The sequence below is a fragment of the Vibrio sp. AND4 genome, assembly GCF_000171815.1.
Taxonomy (GTDB): Bacteria; Pseudomonadota; Gammaproteobacteria; order Enterobacterales; family Vibrionaceae; genus Vibrio.
In genome coordinates, this window is the sequence record NZ_ABGR01000020.1 from 19,921 (window position 1) to 36,511 (window position 16,591).

A 16,591-nucleotide genomic window follows, 5' to 3' on the forward strand; every position below is an offset into this window, starting at 1 on the left:
GTTGGAAATCCTCAAACACGTAATATTAAAGCTGTCGGAGGGACACTGACACGGAACAGGATACACCACGGATTTGGTGAACTTCAGGACGAAGAAACGGTTATTCAGGATGAATAGTCGGCATGGATTGCAAAACAGGACATTGAACGGAATCAATAGTGACTAGGATGGTTGCTACTAAGGATGGGAAATGGACACCTCTGGACGAGGCATGGATTTGTACATCAGGATGATGTCAAGGACACCGCTCAGGGAGCAAGTGACGAGCGCTAACTAGGATAGTTAGCAGACCAGGATAAGGTCGAGGACACCGCTAGGAAGGCGAAGCAAGGAGCGAGCTGAAGGATTCAGTACACTATCATGGATTTGATGCATGGAGCACAATTAGTAGCCGGACTGCTGCGAGTAAAACTATAACCCCGATGGGCGCAAGCCCTCGGGGTTTTTCTTTGTCTAACGTATTCCCACTGGCACTTTCATCGCGCTTCTCACACTCCATTTCTCAATGCTATATCGACTCAAGACCGCGAAAATAAAAAGAGCCGCCGAAGCAGCTCCTAACTTGGTTTGTGTTGATCAAGCCTTACAGCCTCTCTAATTTAGCGTAAGCGGTTACTAACCATTTGATGCCCTCACCGTTAAAAGCGATCTGTACACGGCTTTGTGGGCCACTGCCCTCGAAGTTTATGATAGTACCTTCACCAAACTTCGGATGCATGACACGAGAACCGAGTGTAAAACCTGTCTCATTAAAGCTCTCTTTTACTGCCGTTTGGCTAAACCGGCCACTGCTTGCTGGACGGCTGACTTGCGCCTTCATGCGTACTTCATCCAAACAAGTCTCTGGTAGTTCGCGAATAAAACGCGACGGTTTATGATACTTATCTTGACCGTACAAACGGCGCATTTCAGCGTAAATAATGTAGAGCTTTTGCATCGCACGAGTCATACCCACGTAACACAGACGACGCTCTTCCTCTAATCGCCCTGCTTCTTCTGCCGACATTTGGCTCGGGAACATGCCTTCTTCGACACCAACCATAAACACTAAGGGGAACTCCAGACCTTTCGCACTGTGCAGCGTCATCAACTGAACCGCATCTTCGAACTCATCCGCTTGCCCCTCACCCGCTTCTAGCGCTGCGTGGGTTAGGAATGCCGTCAGCAGTGACATGTCGTCAGCTTCTTCTGGTTTCTCGAATTGGCGGGTTGCCGTCACCAATTCCTCCAAGTTTTCAATCCGCGCCTTAGACTTTTCGCCTTTCTCTTGCTCATACATGCTAAACAGGCCCGAGTATTTGATCACATGGTCTGTTTGGTGATGCAGCGGCATCTCCATGGTGTCGTCCTCTAGTGCAGTGACAAGTTCAATAAAACGACTCAGAGCACCAGCAGCGCGACCAGCAAGAACCTTCTCGTCTAACATCGCCACGCTCGCTTCCCACATAGTACAACCGCGATCACGTGCCGCAAAACGAATGGTTTCTAGGGTCTTATCTCCCAAACCACGCGTTGGCGTATTCACCACGCGCTCAAATGCCGCATCATCGTTACGGTTAGCAATTAAACGCATATAACTCAGAGCATCTTTGATTTCCTGTCGTTCGAAGAATCGCATGCCACCATAGATACGGTAAGGTAAGCCTGCTTGGATTAATGCTTCCTCCAGAACACGCGACTGGGCGTTGTTACGGTAAAGCATTGCAGCATCATTCAGTGCACCGCCCTTATCTTGCCATTCTTTGATTTTGTTTACCGCAAAACGGGCTTCATCCAGCTCATTATACGCACTGTAGATTGAGATAGGCTCACCGACCACACCATCCGTCCACAGCTCTTTACCCATACGTTCAGTGTTATTTGCGATCAGAGCATTAGATGCTTCCAGAATGGTCTTGGTTGAACGATAATTTTGCTCAAGACGAATGGTATTCACGCTTGGGAATTCCAGCGTAAACTTCTCAATGTTCTCAACTTTTGCACCACGCCAGCCGTAAATCGACTGATCGTCATCACCTACGATCATCACGTGACACTCAGGACCCGCCATCATACGTAGCCAAGCATATTGAATGTTGTTGGTATCTTGAAATTCATCCACTAAAATATGCTTAAAGCGTGCCTGGTAATGCTCGCGAACAAACTTGTTATCACGCAGTAGCTCATGTGCGCGCAGCAAGATTTCCGCAAAATCGACCAAGCCAGCGCGGTCACATGCTTCTTGATAAGCGGTATACAACTGGAGGTAAGTTTTGGTAACAGGATCATGGTACGCATCGATATGTGACGGGCGCAAACCTTCGTCTTTCTTAGCGTTAATCCACCATGCCACCTGGCGTGCAGGCCATTGTTTATCATCAAGGTTTTGAGCTTTGATCAATCGCTTCAATAAGCGTTGTTGATCGTCACTATCAATGATTTGGAAATCTTCCAATAGCTTAGCATCAAGATAGTGCGCGCGCAGAATACGGTGACAAATACCGTGGAAGGTACCATTCCACATGCCGCCAGTGCTTCCCATCATTAACTCTTCGATACGTCCACGCATCTCTGCTGCCGCTTTATTGGTAAAGGTGACCGACATGATTGAGAACGGAGAAGCTTGCTCTACCGACATCAACCAAGCGATACGGTGAACAAGAACGCGCGTCTTACCACTTCCTGCACCAGCCAGGACAAGCAAGTTTTCTAAAGGTGCTGCTACGGCTTCACGTTGTTTTTCGTTCAAACCGTCGAGTAATAAAGATGGATCCATCATGATGTGAGCTACTGGTTATTTATACATAAAAATAGATTATAACCTAAACAACTGGTTCAGATTAGACAAAAGTTCATAAAAAATTGTTGTTTTTTTAATCTAAACATCAGCAGCTTATATAAAACCTACCTTTACAAATCCAGTTTACTAAAGCGCTACGCCATCAAGTATTCACCAAGATTGTGAATTTACCTATGACGAACGCACTGATAACCAACGCAACACGAACCAACACTTACAGAGTTTGAGCGAAATGCCCGAAGTTTTATACCAATTACAGTGGGGCGAACAGAGTTAGTTTAGAAAAAAGATTGTCATTATCAAAGATTTTGGGGAGGGAATAATCCGTCGTGATGACAGGAGACCAGGAATACAGTCTCTCAACCATGTCCTGAAAAAGAAAATCACTAATAAAAAAATCCCCGGATGGTACGGGGACCTTTTTATTATTTGTTTAAATAAGCCATTAGCTCTTCAGCAGAGATACCTTGCTGTGCAAGATCTTTTGCCATCTGCTCAACCTGCTCACCTTTACGTGACTCAATAATTTGCTGAAATTGATACACAAGATCACGTAAAACTGGCACAGGAACTTGTTTTGCCGCGCTACGAATACGCTCTGAGCTTTGGTTGCCTAATTCGTTTAGCAACTTACCAAACATCACCTTTTCTGGTGACTCTTCCATTTGCTCTAAGATACGAGCCATTTCATACGTGGTTAACGACATTACTTTATGAGTTCCATTATCGTGTCGAGAAAAATTTGAATGACAAATATACACGCGTTAGCTACGTTGGAAAATATAAAATTACCGAGTTTTATGCATTCGCCAATTTTATATGCCACCGTTTACCTGCTTTACTAAACAGAATCAATAACGCAGGAAACAGTGTCCACATATGAATCGCGATCAAAGTTTGTGGATCAAATGATAGACGCTGTAGTGTGCCCACCAACAAACCAGAGCCGCTCATCTGAAATAAACCAAGTAATGCAGCAGCCGTCCCCGCCCTGTCACCAAAAGGTTCTAACGCTTTACCAGCCGCCGCACCCAGAATCCAAGCAAAACCAACCGATGAAATAAAGATTGGCAACATGAAAGACAGTGCCGTATTGTGCGCTTTCATTACCATCATGATCACACCAGCAATTGCTAACAGGCTAATACCAACGACAAGCGAGTTATGCGTACCCCAGCGATCCATGAACTTGGGCGCAAGCATACATGCCGCAATATTGAATGCCGCGTTGAGACCAAACCAAAAGGTAAACTCGTTCATCGACAGGCCCATATTAGTCATGAGAACGTCCGGAGCAGAGGTCACATAAGCTAGGATTACCGCCATCGCCATCAAACACAATGAGGCGTGAAAAATGAATGACGGGGTACTGAGGACAGACCAATATCGGCTCAGCTTAAATACAGCTTGCTTCTCAGTTGCAGGGTTGGTTTCTTTCATGCCGAAGAAAATCATTGAACCAGCAATCACGGCAAAACCAGCCATAAAGCTGAAGTTCGCTCGCCAATCAAAATTTTGCGTTAACCAACTACCAAGAATTGGTGCCAATGCAGGGATAAAACAAATCGCACCATTGAGGTAGCTGATCATTTTGCCGCTTTTTTCCGGACCAAAAACATCGCGAACTGTTGCAAAGGCTGCTACCGATGTTGCACATGCACCTAAGCCTTGTAGCAAGCGAGCCGCCAACATCCACTCGATATTTTGAGCACTCCACGCCAATAAAGCGCTCAACATGTAGATGACGATGCCTCCCAATGCAACAGTTCGACGTCCGAGTTTATCTGCCAAGGGACCAGCGAATAGCTGACCGACACCCATGGCAAATAAGAACCAAGTGATGGTGTCTTGTGCCAGTGCTTTTTCTACCTGAAAAGTGGCTGCAATAAGAGGCAAAGCAGGTAGATAGATATCAATCGCAAGCGGACTGAACAGAACTAACATGGTCAACAGCACCATCTGTTTTTTGCGATTTGTAATACGGCTTGACACAAAATACTCCAAATTGAATAACAACGTCCGCGCAAAGCTTAAACATCTGATGATATGAATGGAAATGATGTATACTCATGACCATTATTCCAATTTGGAAAATCACAGTGAACGTAGAAAAACTGGCACGTATCGACCTCAATTTGCTGGTCTGCTTCAAAGTGCTGATAGAAGAATTGAATGTCACACGAGCCGCCCACCGGCTATGCTTGAGCCAGTCTGCCGTCAGCAAATCTTTAGCCAAATTACGTCATCAGTTTGATGATCCCCTCTTCACGCGCAACTCACATGGATTAACACCAACACCGCGCGCATTGTTTCTCAAACCGAAACTGGATCTGTTGATAAACCAACTTGAGATGCTGACCCAACCAGAAGAATTCTCACCACAGAGCAGTGAGTACCGTTTCCAAATTGCTGCAGTAGAGAGTGTCTACCCGTTAATTCTGCCTCACTTCTTGCCAGCAATATTCCAGCAGGCACCGGGCGTCACCATCAGCACGCACTCGTGGACAGAACAAACATTTAAAATGATTCAGCGCGGTGAAATCGATTTGGGCATGACGGGGCGAGACATCGACATCAACGATGCCAAGCTAACACTACTTCCACCCGACGACATTTGTGAGCAGGAAATCTATCGTGACCACCAAATGTGCATCGTTCGAAAAGACCACCCGGCTTTGCGTGGTAATTGGAATTTGGAAGCTTATCTAGCCCTGCGTCATGTGCAAGTACGTTGCGATGGCAATGATCGTTGGTTGCTCGACTATCGTTTAGCCGACATGGGCCGTGAGCGAGATATTGCAGTAACGGTACCAGACTTTAATAGCGCCGCCAGTTTGTGCTCCTACACTGACTTCGTCTTCACCGCACCAAGCCACTTTGTGAAGCTAGCAGCCAAGCAACATGACATGGCATTAGTCCCCTTGCCACTCGAGTTCCCGCCAATGGCTTACACTTTATTCTGGCATCGAGACAGAGAAAATGACCCAGCATTAACCTGGCTACGTACCATGATCACGCAAAAAACCGATCATCTTAGATAAAAATCCCGGACGCGATTTGCGCTCTTACGGTAAAATGAGTAGCTTAACAGTCGATAGTCCTTTTTGGCTCATCTATGGCCTGTTGTACTCCGACTCTATTGAAGTGATTGCGAACCTCAATGGAATCGTAAACTGCATGAAGCAGATGGAAACAGCTCCCACACCTGAGCATGAAGGAGCGGTAATTTGAAGGAATAACACAGATGCACAACGATACCCAAAGCCGCGTGAATGCAATTCGCGAATGGCTAGCACAACATAATATTGATGCCCTACTTGTCCCTCATGAAGATGAGTACTTAGGCGAATACGTACCAGCGCACAACGAGCGTTTGCATTGGCTAACGGGTTTTACCGGTTCTGCTGGTGCTGCGGTAATCACCAAAGACAAAGCCGCTATCTTTGTTGATGGTCGCTACACGGTACAAGTGACTAAGCAGGTTCCTGCTGATCTATTCGAATACCGCCACCTGATTGAAGAGCCAGCACTAGATTGGATTAAAGACCAGCTTGCAAAAGGCGCCTCAGTAGCAATCGACCCTCGCATGCACAACTCTGTTTGGCTAGACATGGCCCAAGCAAAACTTGCCGGTACCCTTGAACTCAAGGTTCTCGACAGCAACCCAATTGATGAGCTGTGGCACGACCGTCCTGCTCCTATAGTTTCTGATGTTCGCCTCATGGCAACAGAAGCGGTTGGTCAATCAAGTGAAAGCAAACGCCAAGAAATCGCTGAGCTCGTGAAAAAAGCCGACGCAGACAGCGCAGTAATCACAGCACTAGATTCTATCTGTTGGCTGCTCAACGTTCGTGGCCTTGATGTATCTCGCTTACCGGTTCTGCTCTCTCACGCGATTCTGCATTCAGATTCAAGCATCGAATACTTCCTAGATCCAGCTCGTCTACCTGCTGAATTTGACGCTCATGTTGGTGCGGGCGTGACGGTTCATCACCCAGAAGCATTGCAAGCGCGACTAGAAACTCTAACTGGCAAGAATGTACTGGTTGACCCTGCAACAAGTAACGCTTGGTTTAAGTTGGTTCTCCAAAATGCTGGCGCATCAGTGGTAAGCAAAGCTGATCCATGCCTAATGCCAAAAGCGGCGAAAAACGCAGTTGAAATCGCAGGCATGAAAGCATGTCATATCCGTGATGGCGTGGCGATGAGTAAGTTCCTATCTTGGTTAGATGCAGAAGTCGTTGCAGGTAATCTGCATGATGAAGCAACACTGGCTGACAAACTGGAAGCATTTCGTAGCGAAGACCCGACACTAATGGATCTTAGCTTCGATACCATTTCGGCAGCAGGTGGCAACGCGGCGATGTGTCATTACAACCACGAAAACCAACCTCAACCTGGCAAGCTTGAACTGAACACACTTTACCTAGTGGATTCAGGCGGTCAGTATCTAGATGGCACGACAGACATCACGCGTACTATTGCCATCGGTCGGCCTTCGCAAGAGATGGTGAAACAATTCACTCTCGCACTAAAAGGTCACATCGGTGTTGCTCGTGCACGTTTCCCGAAAGGCACACGTGGTTACCAAATCGATACGCTAGCTCGTCAGCACCTGTGGGCACAGGGCTACGATTACGATCACGGCACTGGTCACGGCGTTGGTCACTTCCTCAATGTTCATGAAGGTCCGGCAAGCATCTCGAAAAGACAAATCGACGTGCCTCTAACAGAAGGTATGGTGCTGTCCAACGAGCCAGGTTACTACCGTGCAGATGCGTTTGGTATTCGTATTGAAAACCTAGAGCTTGTTGTTGAAACACCAACAAACGGTGACTTCCCTGTTCTGTCATTCGAGTCACTAACACGCTGCCCAATCGACAAGCGTAATATCAACCTTGATATGCTAACTCGTCCAGAACTTACTTGGCTGAATGATTACCATCAGAAAGTATGGGATGAAATCAGCCCGCTAGTTGAAGGTGATGTGAAAGAGTGGCTTCGTCAAGCAACGCTACCTGTAGCACACAGCTAGAAGCTAGAAGCTAGAAGCTAGAAAAAAGTAGAGGGTTGATGTTTTGCATCAACCCTCTTTTCTTTACTCATGTTTCACGTGAAACATAACGATGATCAGTGGCTTTATCTATTGCTTAACCAGAATACGCCGAGTGCCAATCTCGCCATACAGGGTCAAAGCCTTTGGCTCGAATCATATCTTCCACTGAACCTGCACTTCGCTCATCACTGATCTCAAACTGCTCGAGTTCTGCATCTTCCATTGCATAACCTCCCGGCTGAGTTTTCGATGCAGCAGACATGCTGGTGATGCCTAACGGTAATGCGTTGTCTCTGAACTTGGGTGACTCACGAGTCGATAACGACAACTCCACTTCTGGATTCAACAGACGATAGGCGCAAATCAACTGAACGAGCTGCCTATCCGTCATGACTGATTTGGGTTGCTTTCCGTTTAAAGAACTGGCTCCCTGACAAGGACGCAAACGCGGGAAAGAAATCGAGTAACGAGTCTGCCAATATGTGCGCTCAAGATAATCCAAGTGCGCTGCCACATAAAAGCAGTCGGTGCGCCACTCTTCCAACCCTATCAAAGCACCAATACCGATCTTATCAATGCCCGTCTTTGCGAGGCGGTCGGGCGTATCCAATCGGTATTCGAAATCCATCTTATTGCCACGCAGATGGTGCTCAGCGTAAGTCGAAGGATGATACGTTTCTTGATAGACCATCACCGCATCCAAACCCAATATCTTGAGCTCTGCATATTCGTCTTGATCGAGCGGCTGCACTTCCATCGCCAAATAGTTAAAACGTTGCTTAATCATCGGCACCATTTCGCGAAAGTATTTCATGCCCACTTTGGTTTCGTGTTCGCCAGTCACCAGCAATACACTATCAAACTTCATGCGTTTAATGGCTTCGACTTCTGCAGCCACCTCGTCCCGATTCAAGGTGCGACGCTTGATTCGGTTCTCCATAGAGAAGCCACAATAAGTACAAGCATTGGCGCACAAGTTAGAGAGATACAATGGGATATAAAGCGACATAGTATTACCAAAACGCTTGCGAGTTGCCGAGCATGACAACTGCGCCATTTGTTCTAAGTACGCTTCAGCCGCAGGTGAAATTAGCGCTTTAAAGTCTTCCAAATCACGCTTGGGTTTGTTCAATGCCCGCTCAACGTCTTGTGCCGTTTTCGCATAGATCGACATCGAAATATCATCCCAATTAAGTCGCTTAAATTGTTCAACGAAGCTCATTTTTTCCTCGCTTAATAGCTAACCAATCTAGGACTAAAGCTCATCTAGAAATGACGTCAGTGGACTCGACGCAACCGCATGAGAAACCTTACCAACCAGCCCCGCCTCATAAGCCATGCGTCCTGACTCAACCGCCAACTTAAATGCCTTCGCCATTGCAACGGGATCGCTCGAAGCCGCAATGGCGGTATTAACCAGCACGGCATCTGCGCCCATTTCCATCGCACGTGCGGCATGTGAAGGTGCACCAATACCCGCATCGACAACCACAGGAATCTTGGCTTGGTCGATAATGATCTCTAGGAAATCATGAGATACTACCCCTTTGTTGGAACCAATCGGCGCCCCCAATGGCATGACCGCCGCACAGCCAACCTCCTCCAAACGTTTACACAGAACCGGATCAGCATGACAGTAAGGAAGCACAATGAAGCCTTCACGAACCAATTGTTCAGCGGCTGCAAGTGTCTCAATTGGGTCGGGCATCAAGTACTTCGGATCGGGATGAATTTCCAGTTTTAGCCAGTTAGTCTCCAACGCTTCTCTCGCCAGTTGTGCAGCAAAAACGGCATCTTTAGCATTCTTTGCACCCGAGGTGTTCGGCAATAAGTTCACACCCGCTTTTACTAACGGCAATAAAATATCGTCTTGTTGGTCGTACACATCCACACGCTTCAACGCCATGGTCGCCAGTTGAGAGCCCGAAACTTGGATCGCTTGTGCCATTAACCGGCTGTTGGCAAACTTCCCCGTTCCTGTGAACAATCTTGATTCGAATTGTTTATCAGCAATTTTAAACATCGACGTTAACCCCCTGCGATCGCTTGAAACAAAGAGATGCTATCTCCCAGCGAAAGAACTGTGCTAGCCCACTCACTGCGCGGCACAACCTTATTATTAATTGCAAAAACACATCCGATTTCAGGCAGCGCAAATTGACGAATGATTTGCTGTAGATTCGACCCACTGGCAACTTGATGTGACTGGTCATTGATGACAATAGTGATCACATCAAAATCAGCTGCGGTCATTGGTGTTATTTGTTGTTCCGATGACATCATTGCTTCCTACTGTGTTAGTTTCAACCATGAGTCATAAGCGAAGTTTGAGTACACACTTGGCACTGTTTATCTTTGCTTATCGCCATGGTTTGCCATTGCATTTTCAATCCATCAAACAGGTGTAACTTAGCCGTCTCGACATGAAACTTTCCCGTCGCCAGTTTTTGAATTGCTGCAAGCGCTTGGTAGTTGCCAAGTATGCCGACCACTGGACCAGCGACACCGCTCTCACTGCACTTTTGAGTGTGTGGTAGCTCATCGAACGGATATAAACAGCGGTAACAGGCTCGACTCTCTGCTTCTTGTTCTCTTGGTGTTGGATAATCAAACACCGCGAATTGGCCTTGCCAACCAATTGCTGCCGCTGAGATGAGCGGCGTATTTTGCTCGAAACAAGCTTGATTAATTAGCTGGCGCGTTGGCATGTTGTCGGTGCAGTCCAGCACCACATCCGCCAGCATTACCTCAAGCTGCAACTGCGCTTTGTCTAATCGCTTATTAAGGGCACGAACTTGAACCATAGAATTAAGTTCGCTGAGTTGCTTTACCATTGCTTCTGTTTTCGCAACTTGGAGGTCTTTCTCGCGATAAATGATCTGACGTTGTAGATTACTGCTATCAACTTCATCGTCATCGACCACAACCAATTTACCCACGCCCGCTGATGCCAAGTACAAACTCGCTGCGCTCCCTAACCCACCACAACCGATGATCAGCACATGCGATTTGCTCAAACGCTCTTGCCCCATTTCGGCAATTTCAGGCAGAGCGACTTGGCGTTGATAGCGAAGGAACTGCTTATCCGTGAGCATGCTCGCCTCTCTTGGTATCCACCAATTCACAATTCTGATCAGTAAACGTTTGTTGTCTTTCCTTCATCAGTTGTGCAAAGAAGTCGATGACGGACTGAGGCGATTCCGCCAACGTAATAGCACGCACAACTGCCAAGCTAGAGACACCTGCTTGCCACACTTGGTCAGCATTAGATTGGTCAATGCCACCAATCGCGACCGTCGGAAAGCCAAGCACATAGTCACTAACTGCTTTGTCTTTTGAAGGACGAAAAGCCAGATTTTTGTTTCCGTAAGGAATGCTATCAATCAACTTTTGATACAATGCCAAGCGCACCAAACCTTGTGGTTTCGATGGCATCTGTTTTGTGGTGGTTGGGAAAATGTGCCCTAGTGCGATGTAACTAGGATGAATTTGTACGATGCGCAGTAGCTCATAATAACCATGCGTAGAAAGACCAAGACGAACCCCCGCTTTAGTTAGCTGAGCCAAATTCGATTCTTCTATGTCTTCTTGTCCTAGGTGAACGCCATAAGCGCCATGCTTGATTGCCAACTGCCAATAATCATTGATGAACACTTGTGCTTGATACTGACGACCTAGCTCAATTGCTCGAATGATCTGTTGTTCTAAATCGGCTTGTTGTGGGTTCTTGATTCGCAGTTGAATGGTGTTGATGCCTAAGGGAATTAATCGCTCAACCCAAGCAACGTCATCAACGACTGGGTATAGTCCTAAGCTTTGCTTGGTTAAGGTTGGAAAGACGATGCTTTCTCCTTGTGCTGACCAACCAACTTGAATACCGAGTCGGTGATCTTCCAGTACAGGTGTGGGGAAATCACCAAATTGGTCAACCCACTGAATAGACCGTCCCTCATTAGGGTTGTCATTCAATCGTGTTTCACGTGAAACATTCGCTTGTTGAGTTAGCATTCCTCGAGCAAGTGTTAACGCATCTTCGATAGGAAAATCGAGTACTGTTAGCGCCACTATCCAAGCAAGGTGATGTACAGGATCGAACATTGCGTTGGGCTTGGACTTAACAGAAAGCGCTCTCAATTCGTCATTAATTGGGTGACGCCAGATATCAAGTTGAAGCACTTTATCCTTTTCATCGGATACCTGCGTATCAGCAATGCCAATATAAATCGCTTTCGACGGTTGCTTAGCGCACGCTTCTACCGATAAAGCAGAGTGGTAATAGAGCACAAATGAACACTCATGCTCAGAGTCATAACCATCAATAAGATCTGTCGTTATGTGCGTAATCTGTTGGTCGCGAACAAGCTGAAGATATTGAGTTGGGCTCACACCCAACTCAATATCTTCGATGCTAAAACCCTGTTCTTTCGCCAACAACAAACAGTGCTGAACTAACCCGGTCAGTTCACACAATGATGACGGAATGAGGATTTTGCTCATTAGTCACTTACCTCGGCATGTAAAGCTGGGTGGTATAACTCAGAACCTGACTCTCTAAATTCTTGCGATTTCTGGCGCATTCCTTCGAGAGGATCATCCAGCATTTTGATTGATATGGCTTGGTCCGCCGCTACTTGCTCAGTGTCTTTCGCGTATTCTCGAACCTCTTGTGAAATCTTCATCGAGCAGAACTTTGGTCCACACATCGAACAGAAGTGCGCAACTTTTCCAGATTCTTGAGGCAAGGTTTCGTCATGGAAAGCGCGCGCGGTATCTGGATCGAGTGACAGGTTGAATTGGTCTTCCCAGCGGAACTCGAAGCGAGCTTTAGAAAGCGCGTTATCACGAACTTGTGCACCAGGGTGCCCCTTCGCCAAATCAGCAGCGTGGGCAGCAAGCTTGTATGTGATCATGCCTACCTTCACATCTTCTTTGTTTGGTAAGCCAAGATGCTCTTTAGGAGTTACGTAACAAAGCATCGCACAGCCATACCAACCAATCATGGCAGCGCCGATACCTGAAGTAATATGATCGTAACCAGGGGCAACGTCTGTCGTCAGTGGGCCAAGGGTGTAGAAAGGTGCTTCATGACAGTGCTCTAGCTGCTCTTCCATGTTCTCTTTAATCATGTGCATTGGAACATGGCCAGGGCCCTCGATGATGACCTGAACGTCGTATTCCCACGCTATCTTGGTCAATTCCCCTAGAGTACGAAGCTCTGCAAATTGCGCTTCGTCGTTCGCATCAGCCACCGAGCCAGGACGCAAACCATCACCGAGAGAGAGTGCCACGTCATACTTAGCACAGATTTCACAGATCTCTCGGAAGTGGGTATATAAGAAGCTTTCTTGGTGATGGGCTAAACACCATTTCGCGATGATAGAACCACCACGAGAAACGATGCCCGTGACACGTTTTGCCGTCATAGGGACATAGCGAAGTAGTAAACCAGCATGGATAGTGAAATAGTCAACGCCTTGCTCAGCTTGCTCAATCAGAGTATCGCGCATCACTTCCCAGTTAAGATTTTCCGCAACACCATTCACCTTCTCAAGCGCTTGATACATAGGGACAGTACCAATCGGAACCGGACTATTGCGAAGAATCCACTCGCGAGTTTCGTGAATATTACGCCCGGTCGAGAGATCCATAACCGTATCCCCACCCCAGCGCGTTGCCCAAACGAGCTTCTCAACTTCTTCTTCAATCGAAGAAGTGACCGATGAGTTACCTATATTGGCGTTCACTTTGACCAAAAAGTTACGTCCAATGATCATTGGTTCTGATTCTGGGTGATTAATATTAGAAGGAATAATCGCACGACCTTCAGCAACTTCTTTACGCACAAACTCAGCGGAAATTTCCTTAGGTAGGTTAGCTCCGAAACTCTGGCCTGGGTGCTGTTGATTCAGCCCTTCATCACGGTATTGAGCTCGTCCCATATTTTCACGTAGAGCAATGTATTCCATTTCTGGAGTGATTATGCCTTTACGAGCGTAGTGTAATTGAGTCACACACTGCCCATCTTTAGCACGCCGAATACGTGGCAGATTGCCATAACGAAGATCGTCTAAGGTTTCATCTTCTAAACGCTGCTTGGTATACACCGAACTGACGTCATCCAGCAGCTCAGTATCGGCACGTTCTTCAATCCACTCTTCTCTCAGTTTAGGTAAGCCTTTGTAAAGGTCTATCATGTGTTCTGGGTCAGTGTATACACCTGAGGTATCGTAGACGCGTATTGGCTCATTTGGCTCGAAAATCGGCGCCTCTTTTGTGCCTCCAATGAGGCTATCAGCGAGTGATATCTCACGCATTGGCACACGAATATCTGGCCGCGAACCCTCTACGTAAACTTTGCTTGAATTTGGGTACGGTTGTACCGAGAGTGTATCAATGAACTGTTTTGCTTCCAGTCTCGCTTGCTTGCGACTCGACATAGCATTTTTCCTTGCTTTGTTATGCTTAGATAAAAAGTATTTGGATAAAAATGCTTGGCGGATAGATGCGACAAGAGGAATCAAATGATGGACAGGTTAAGCAGGTACACTTGGTCTAAAACAACATTCGATTATTTGATAGGTTGACCAGATAGAACTCTGGTGTAGGTATCTTCTCTTGTTCCCTTCGCAGATTCTAATCTGATCAGGTTCAACGGATCCCGAATTAACGGTCTCAGCCTTATGGCACTCCGACAAGTAATATCAGTATATAAAAACGGCTTGGTTAAACCAAGCCGACCTGATTAAAATTTGAGTATTTTTGCTAGCTACGCATCAATAATTGAAAACCAATCCACGCAGCTGAAATGCTTAACACCACATTCAACAGTACGTTCAATCCCATCTTAAAGAAAGCGCCCTGCTGCATAAGCAACACGTTATCCATCGAGAAGGTCGAGAATGTGGTTAAGGCGCCTAAAAATCCGAGCCCTATGATTTGACGCCATGGGTCGGTAACCATCAACTCAGTTTCAAACGCAGCAATTAGCAGGCCCATAATAAATGAACCAATTACGTTCACAGTTAAAGTACCATACGGAAAACCACGCCCAAGTAGCATCACACAAAATTCAGAAATTAAGTAACGAGAACATGCACCAAATGCCCCACCCAACGCAATAAAACCTAAAACGGATAGTTGTCCCATAATTCCCCCACAAAAGTTAATGGCGATATTGTAATCAAATTTGCACCAATTGTGATGATACAAACTTAGAATTCAGCAAAGTATAGCGCTTAAAATATATCAAGATTTAAAAAGTTACAGGAGTCACTTTACTTCGATATACCCCATCAACCCAGTCTTCATATGTTCAATCACATGACAGTGGTACATCCAACGTCCCGGATTATCTGCGACAAATGCTGCTTTCGCACTGCCGTTTTTACCCAGTAATACGGTATCGGTATGGAATGGCTCGTTGAGTCTCTTTCCATCTAACTCGAGAACAGTAAATGTATGTCCATGAAGATGAATAGGATGATGATATTGAGTCACGTTCTTTAGATTAAAGATATAGGTTTTTCCAAACTCCAATGTTGAAAGTGGTGCAGGAACATTATCTTTACTCATTCCCTCCCAAGCGCGTTTGTTCATCAACCAAAACTTATGCATGACTTTACCCGATTTATTTGTGGGGGTGATTGCCCCTTCCCACTCAAAAACATAATCGATTTGCTCAGCATTTTCTAAATCAAGATCAGGCACAGGGTTGAGAGGCAGCAAAGGCAGTTTCTGGTTGGTCGCTAAATCGGACTCAACAACATCGAACTCACACAACGGAAATGGAAAGCGTCCTTTCATTTGACGCACATAAACACGTTCTCCTGCCTTTGGAGCAAGTAATCCGATATCTAACCTCATTCCGGGGCCAATTTTATGCTGTATAAGCTTATAAGGCGTTTTCACGGGGTTACCGTCAATAGCAATAACCCAAGCCTCTGCGCCTTCAATAGCGATCGGGTAAGTAATGGTATTGTCAACATTCGCAATTCTTAGTCGAGTCGTGGCGTTCTGTTTTAGCGTGTAGACAGGCTCATGAACGCCGTTAACACTACTCCACTCCCCTGGCGTCCCCATCCGTGCGCTTAAGCGCGGCACCATTAAGTTCTTCCACTGCCCCTGCTTATCTATATGCCAATGTTTAAGGACGACTTCATGCTCTTCATCAAACTGAACAGGCTCAGCCTCTTCAACGATGATTAGCCCAACTAATCCCATCCCGAGCTGCTTAACACTATTCATGTGGGGGTGATACCAAAACGTACCAGCGTCTGGCGGTGTAAACTCATAGACAAAGGTTTCACCTGGCATGATTGGCGGTTGACTTAAGAAAGGTACGCCATCCATTTCAATAGGAATTCGTAGACCGTGCCAGTGGATAGTAGTTGGTTCTGAAAGCTTGTTGGTAAACCGAATGGTCACTCTCTCGCCCTGGCGACAACGGATTGTAGGGGCTGGAATAGCACCATTAAACGCGAGCACATCTGTCGTAAAACCCGGAACCAATTCAGCTGTTGAAGGTTCTGCAGTGATATCGTAAATATACTGCCCCTGTGTATTGGTGCCCCTTGATAGAGAACATGCAGGTAGGACAGTAAGTACAGAGATTGCTAGGGAAGATTGAAGAAAGCGTCGACGAGAAGTTTCCATGTATTTAATCACTCATTATTCCAATTAGTGTGAGTGTAACCAATTATTAATAATGATTCTCAGTTATCTTTTAAGTATATCCCAGGAGTTATGAGTATATAAAT

The 16,591-nt window shown here is 46.3% G+C and carries 13 protein-coding genes and 1 riboswitch; of the genes, 2 read left to right on the forward strand and 11 right to left on the reverse strand.

The annotated features are described in order from the left end of the window. Window positions 1-583: 583 nt before the first annotated feature. The 3 genes from uvrD to AND4_RS15055 all read right to left on the reverse strand — a co-directional run bounded on the left by uvrD (window position 584) and on the right by AND4_RS15055 (window position 4,771). The gene (gene uvrD / locus AND4_RS15045) at window positions 584-2,758 is read right to left on the reverse strand and encodes a DNA helicase II (RefSeq protein WP_009843833.1); all 2,175 of its coding nucleotides are present in this window, start codon (window positions 2,756-2,758) and stop codon (window positions 584-586) included. 446 nt (window positions 2,759-3,204) lie between these two features. Then, complete coding sequence (locus AND4_RS15050; protein WP_009843834.1) at window positions 3,205-3,486, reverse strand: hypothetical protein; 282 nt, start codon at window positions 3,484-3,486, stop codon at window positions 3,205-3,207. 91 nt (window positions 3,487-3,577) lie between these two features. Continuing rightward, window positions 3,578-4,771, reverse strand: coding sequence for a multidrug effflux MFS transporter (locus tag AND4_RS15055; protein WP_009843835.1), 1,194 nt, complete (start codon window positions 4,769-4,771; stop codon window positions 3,578-3,580). A gap of 107 nt (window positions 4,772-4,878) precedes the next feature. Here AND4_RS15055 and AND4_RS15060 point away from each other — a divergent pair, with 107 nt between their 5' ends. Together AND4_RS15060 and AND4_RS15065 are read left to right on the forward strand one after the other, a co-directional pair. After that, window positions 4,879-5,820: a LysR substrate-binding domain-containing protein gene (locus tag AND4_RS15060; protein WP_043991743.1), complete on the forward strand. Its 942-nt coding sequence runs from the start codon at window positions 4,879-4,881 to the stop codon at window positions 5,818-5,820. Window positions 5,821-6,023: 203 nt separating this feature from the next. Continuing rightward, window positions 6,024-7,814 (forward strand): aminopeptidase P family protein, encoded by a 1,791-nt coding sequence (locus AND4_RS15065; protein WP_009843837.1) that lies wholly within the window; start codon window positions 6,024-6,026, stop codon window positions 7,812-7,814. A 115-nt stretch (window positions 7,815-7,929) separates the two neighbouring features. On the opposite strand, the gene thiH is transcribed toward AND4_RS15065, so the two are convergent. The 8 genes from thiH to AND4_RS15105 form a co-directional block, all read right to left on the reverse strand. After that, the gene (gene thiH / locus AND4_RS15070; protein ID WP_009843838.1) at window positions 7,930-9,057 is read right to left on the reverse strand and encodes a 2-iminoacetate synthase ThiH; all 1,128 of its coding nucleotides are present in this window, start codon (window positions 9,055-9,057) and stop codon (window positions 7,930-7,932) included. Window positions 9,058-9,090: 33 nt separating this feature from the next. Continuing rightward, complete coding sequence (locus tag AND4_RS15075) at window positions 9,091-9,858, reverse strand: thiazole synthase (RefSeq protein WP_009843839.1); 768 nt, start codon at window positions 9,856-9,858, stop codon at window positions 9,091-9,093. A gap of 5 nt (window positions 9,859-9,863) precedes the next feature. Beyond that, window positions 9,864-10,118, reverse strand: a complete 255-nt coding sequence (thiS, locus tag AND4_RS15080; protein ID WP_043991740.1) for a sulfur carrier protein ThiS — start codon at window positions 10,116-10,118, stop codon at window positions 9,864-9,866. A gap of 20 nt (window positions 10,119-10,138) precedes the next feature. Beyond that, window positions 10,139-10,930: a HesA/MoeB/ThiF family protein gene (locus AND4_RS15085; RefSeq protein WP_009843841.1), complete on the reverse strand. Its 792-nt coding sequence runs from the start codon at window positions 10,928-10,930 to the stop codon at window positions 10,139-10,141. Continuing rightward, on the reverse strand, window positions 10,917-12,332 hold the full coding sequence (locus AND4_RS15090) for a thiamine phosphate synthase (protein WP_009843842.1): 1,416 nt from the start codon (window positions 12,330-12,332) through the stop codon (window positions 10,917-10,919). Before AND4_RS15090 ends, AND4_RS15085 begins: the two co-directional genes overlap by 14 nt. Continuing rightward, the gene (gene thiC / locus AND4_RS15095; protein WP_009843843.1) at window positions 12,332-14,272 is read right to left on the reverse strand and encodes a phosphomethylpyrimidine synthase ThiC; all 1,941 of its coding nucleotides are present in this window, start codon (window positions 14,270-14,272) and stop codon (window positions 12,332-12,334) included. The genes AND4_RS15090 and thiC overlap by 1 nt, the downstream gene beginning before the upstream one ends. A 165-nt stretch (window positions 14,273-14,437) precedes the next feature. Then, a riboswitch (TPP riboswitch) is annotated at window positions 14,438-14,536 on the reverse strand. Between the two features lie 61 nt (window positions 14,537-14,597). After that, window positions 14,598-14,981, reverse strand: coding sequence for a fluoride efflux transporter CrcB (crcB, locus tag AND4_RS15100; RefSeq protein ID WP_009843844.1), 384 nt, complete (start codon window positions 14,979-14,981; stop codon window positions 14,598-14,600). A 123-nt stretch (window positions 14,982-15,104) separates the two neighbouring features. Further along, window positions 15,105-16,487, reverse strand: coding sequence for a multicopper oxidase family protein (locus tag AND4_RS15105; RefSeq protein ID WP_043991745.1), 1,383 nt, complete (start codon window positions 16,485-16,487; stop codon window positions 15,105-15,107). Between the last annotated feature and the right edge of the window lie 104 nt (window positions 16,488-16,591).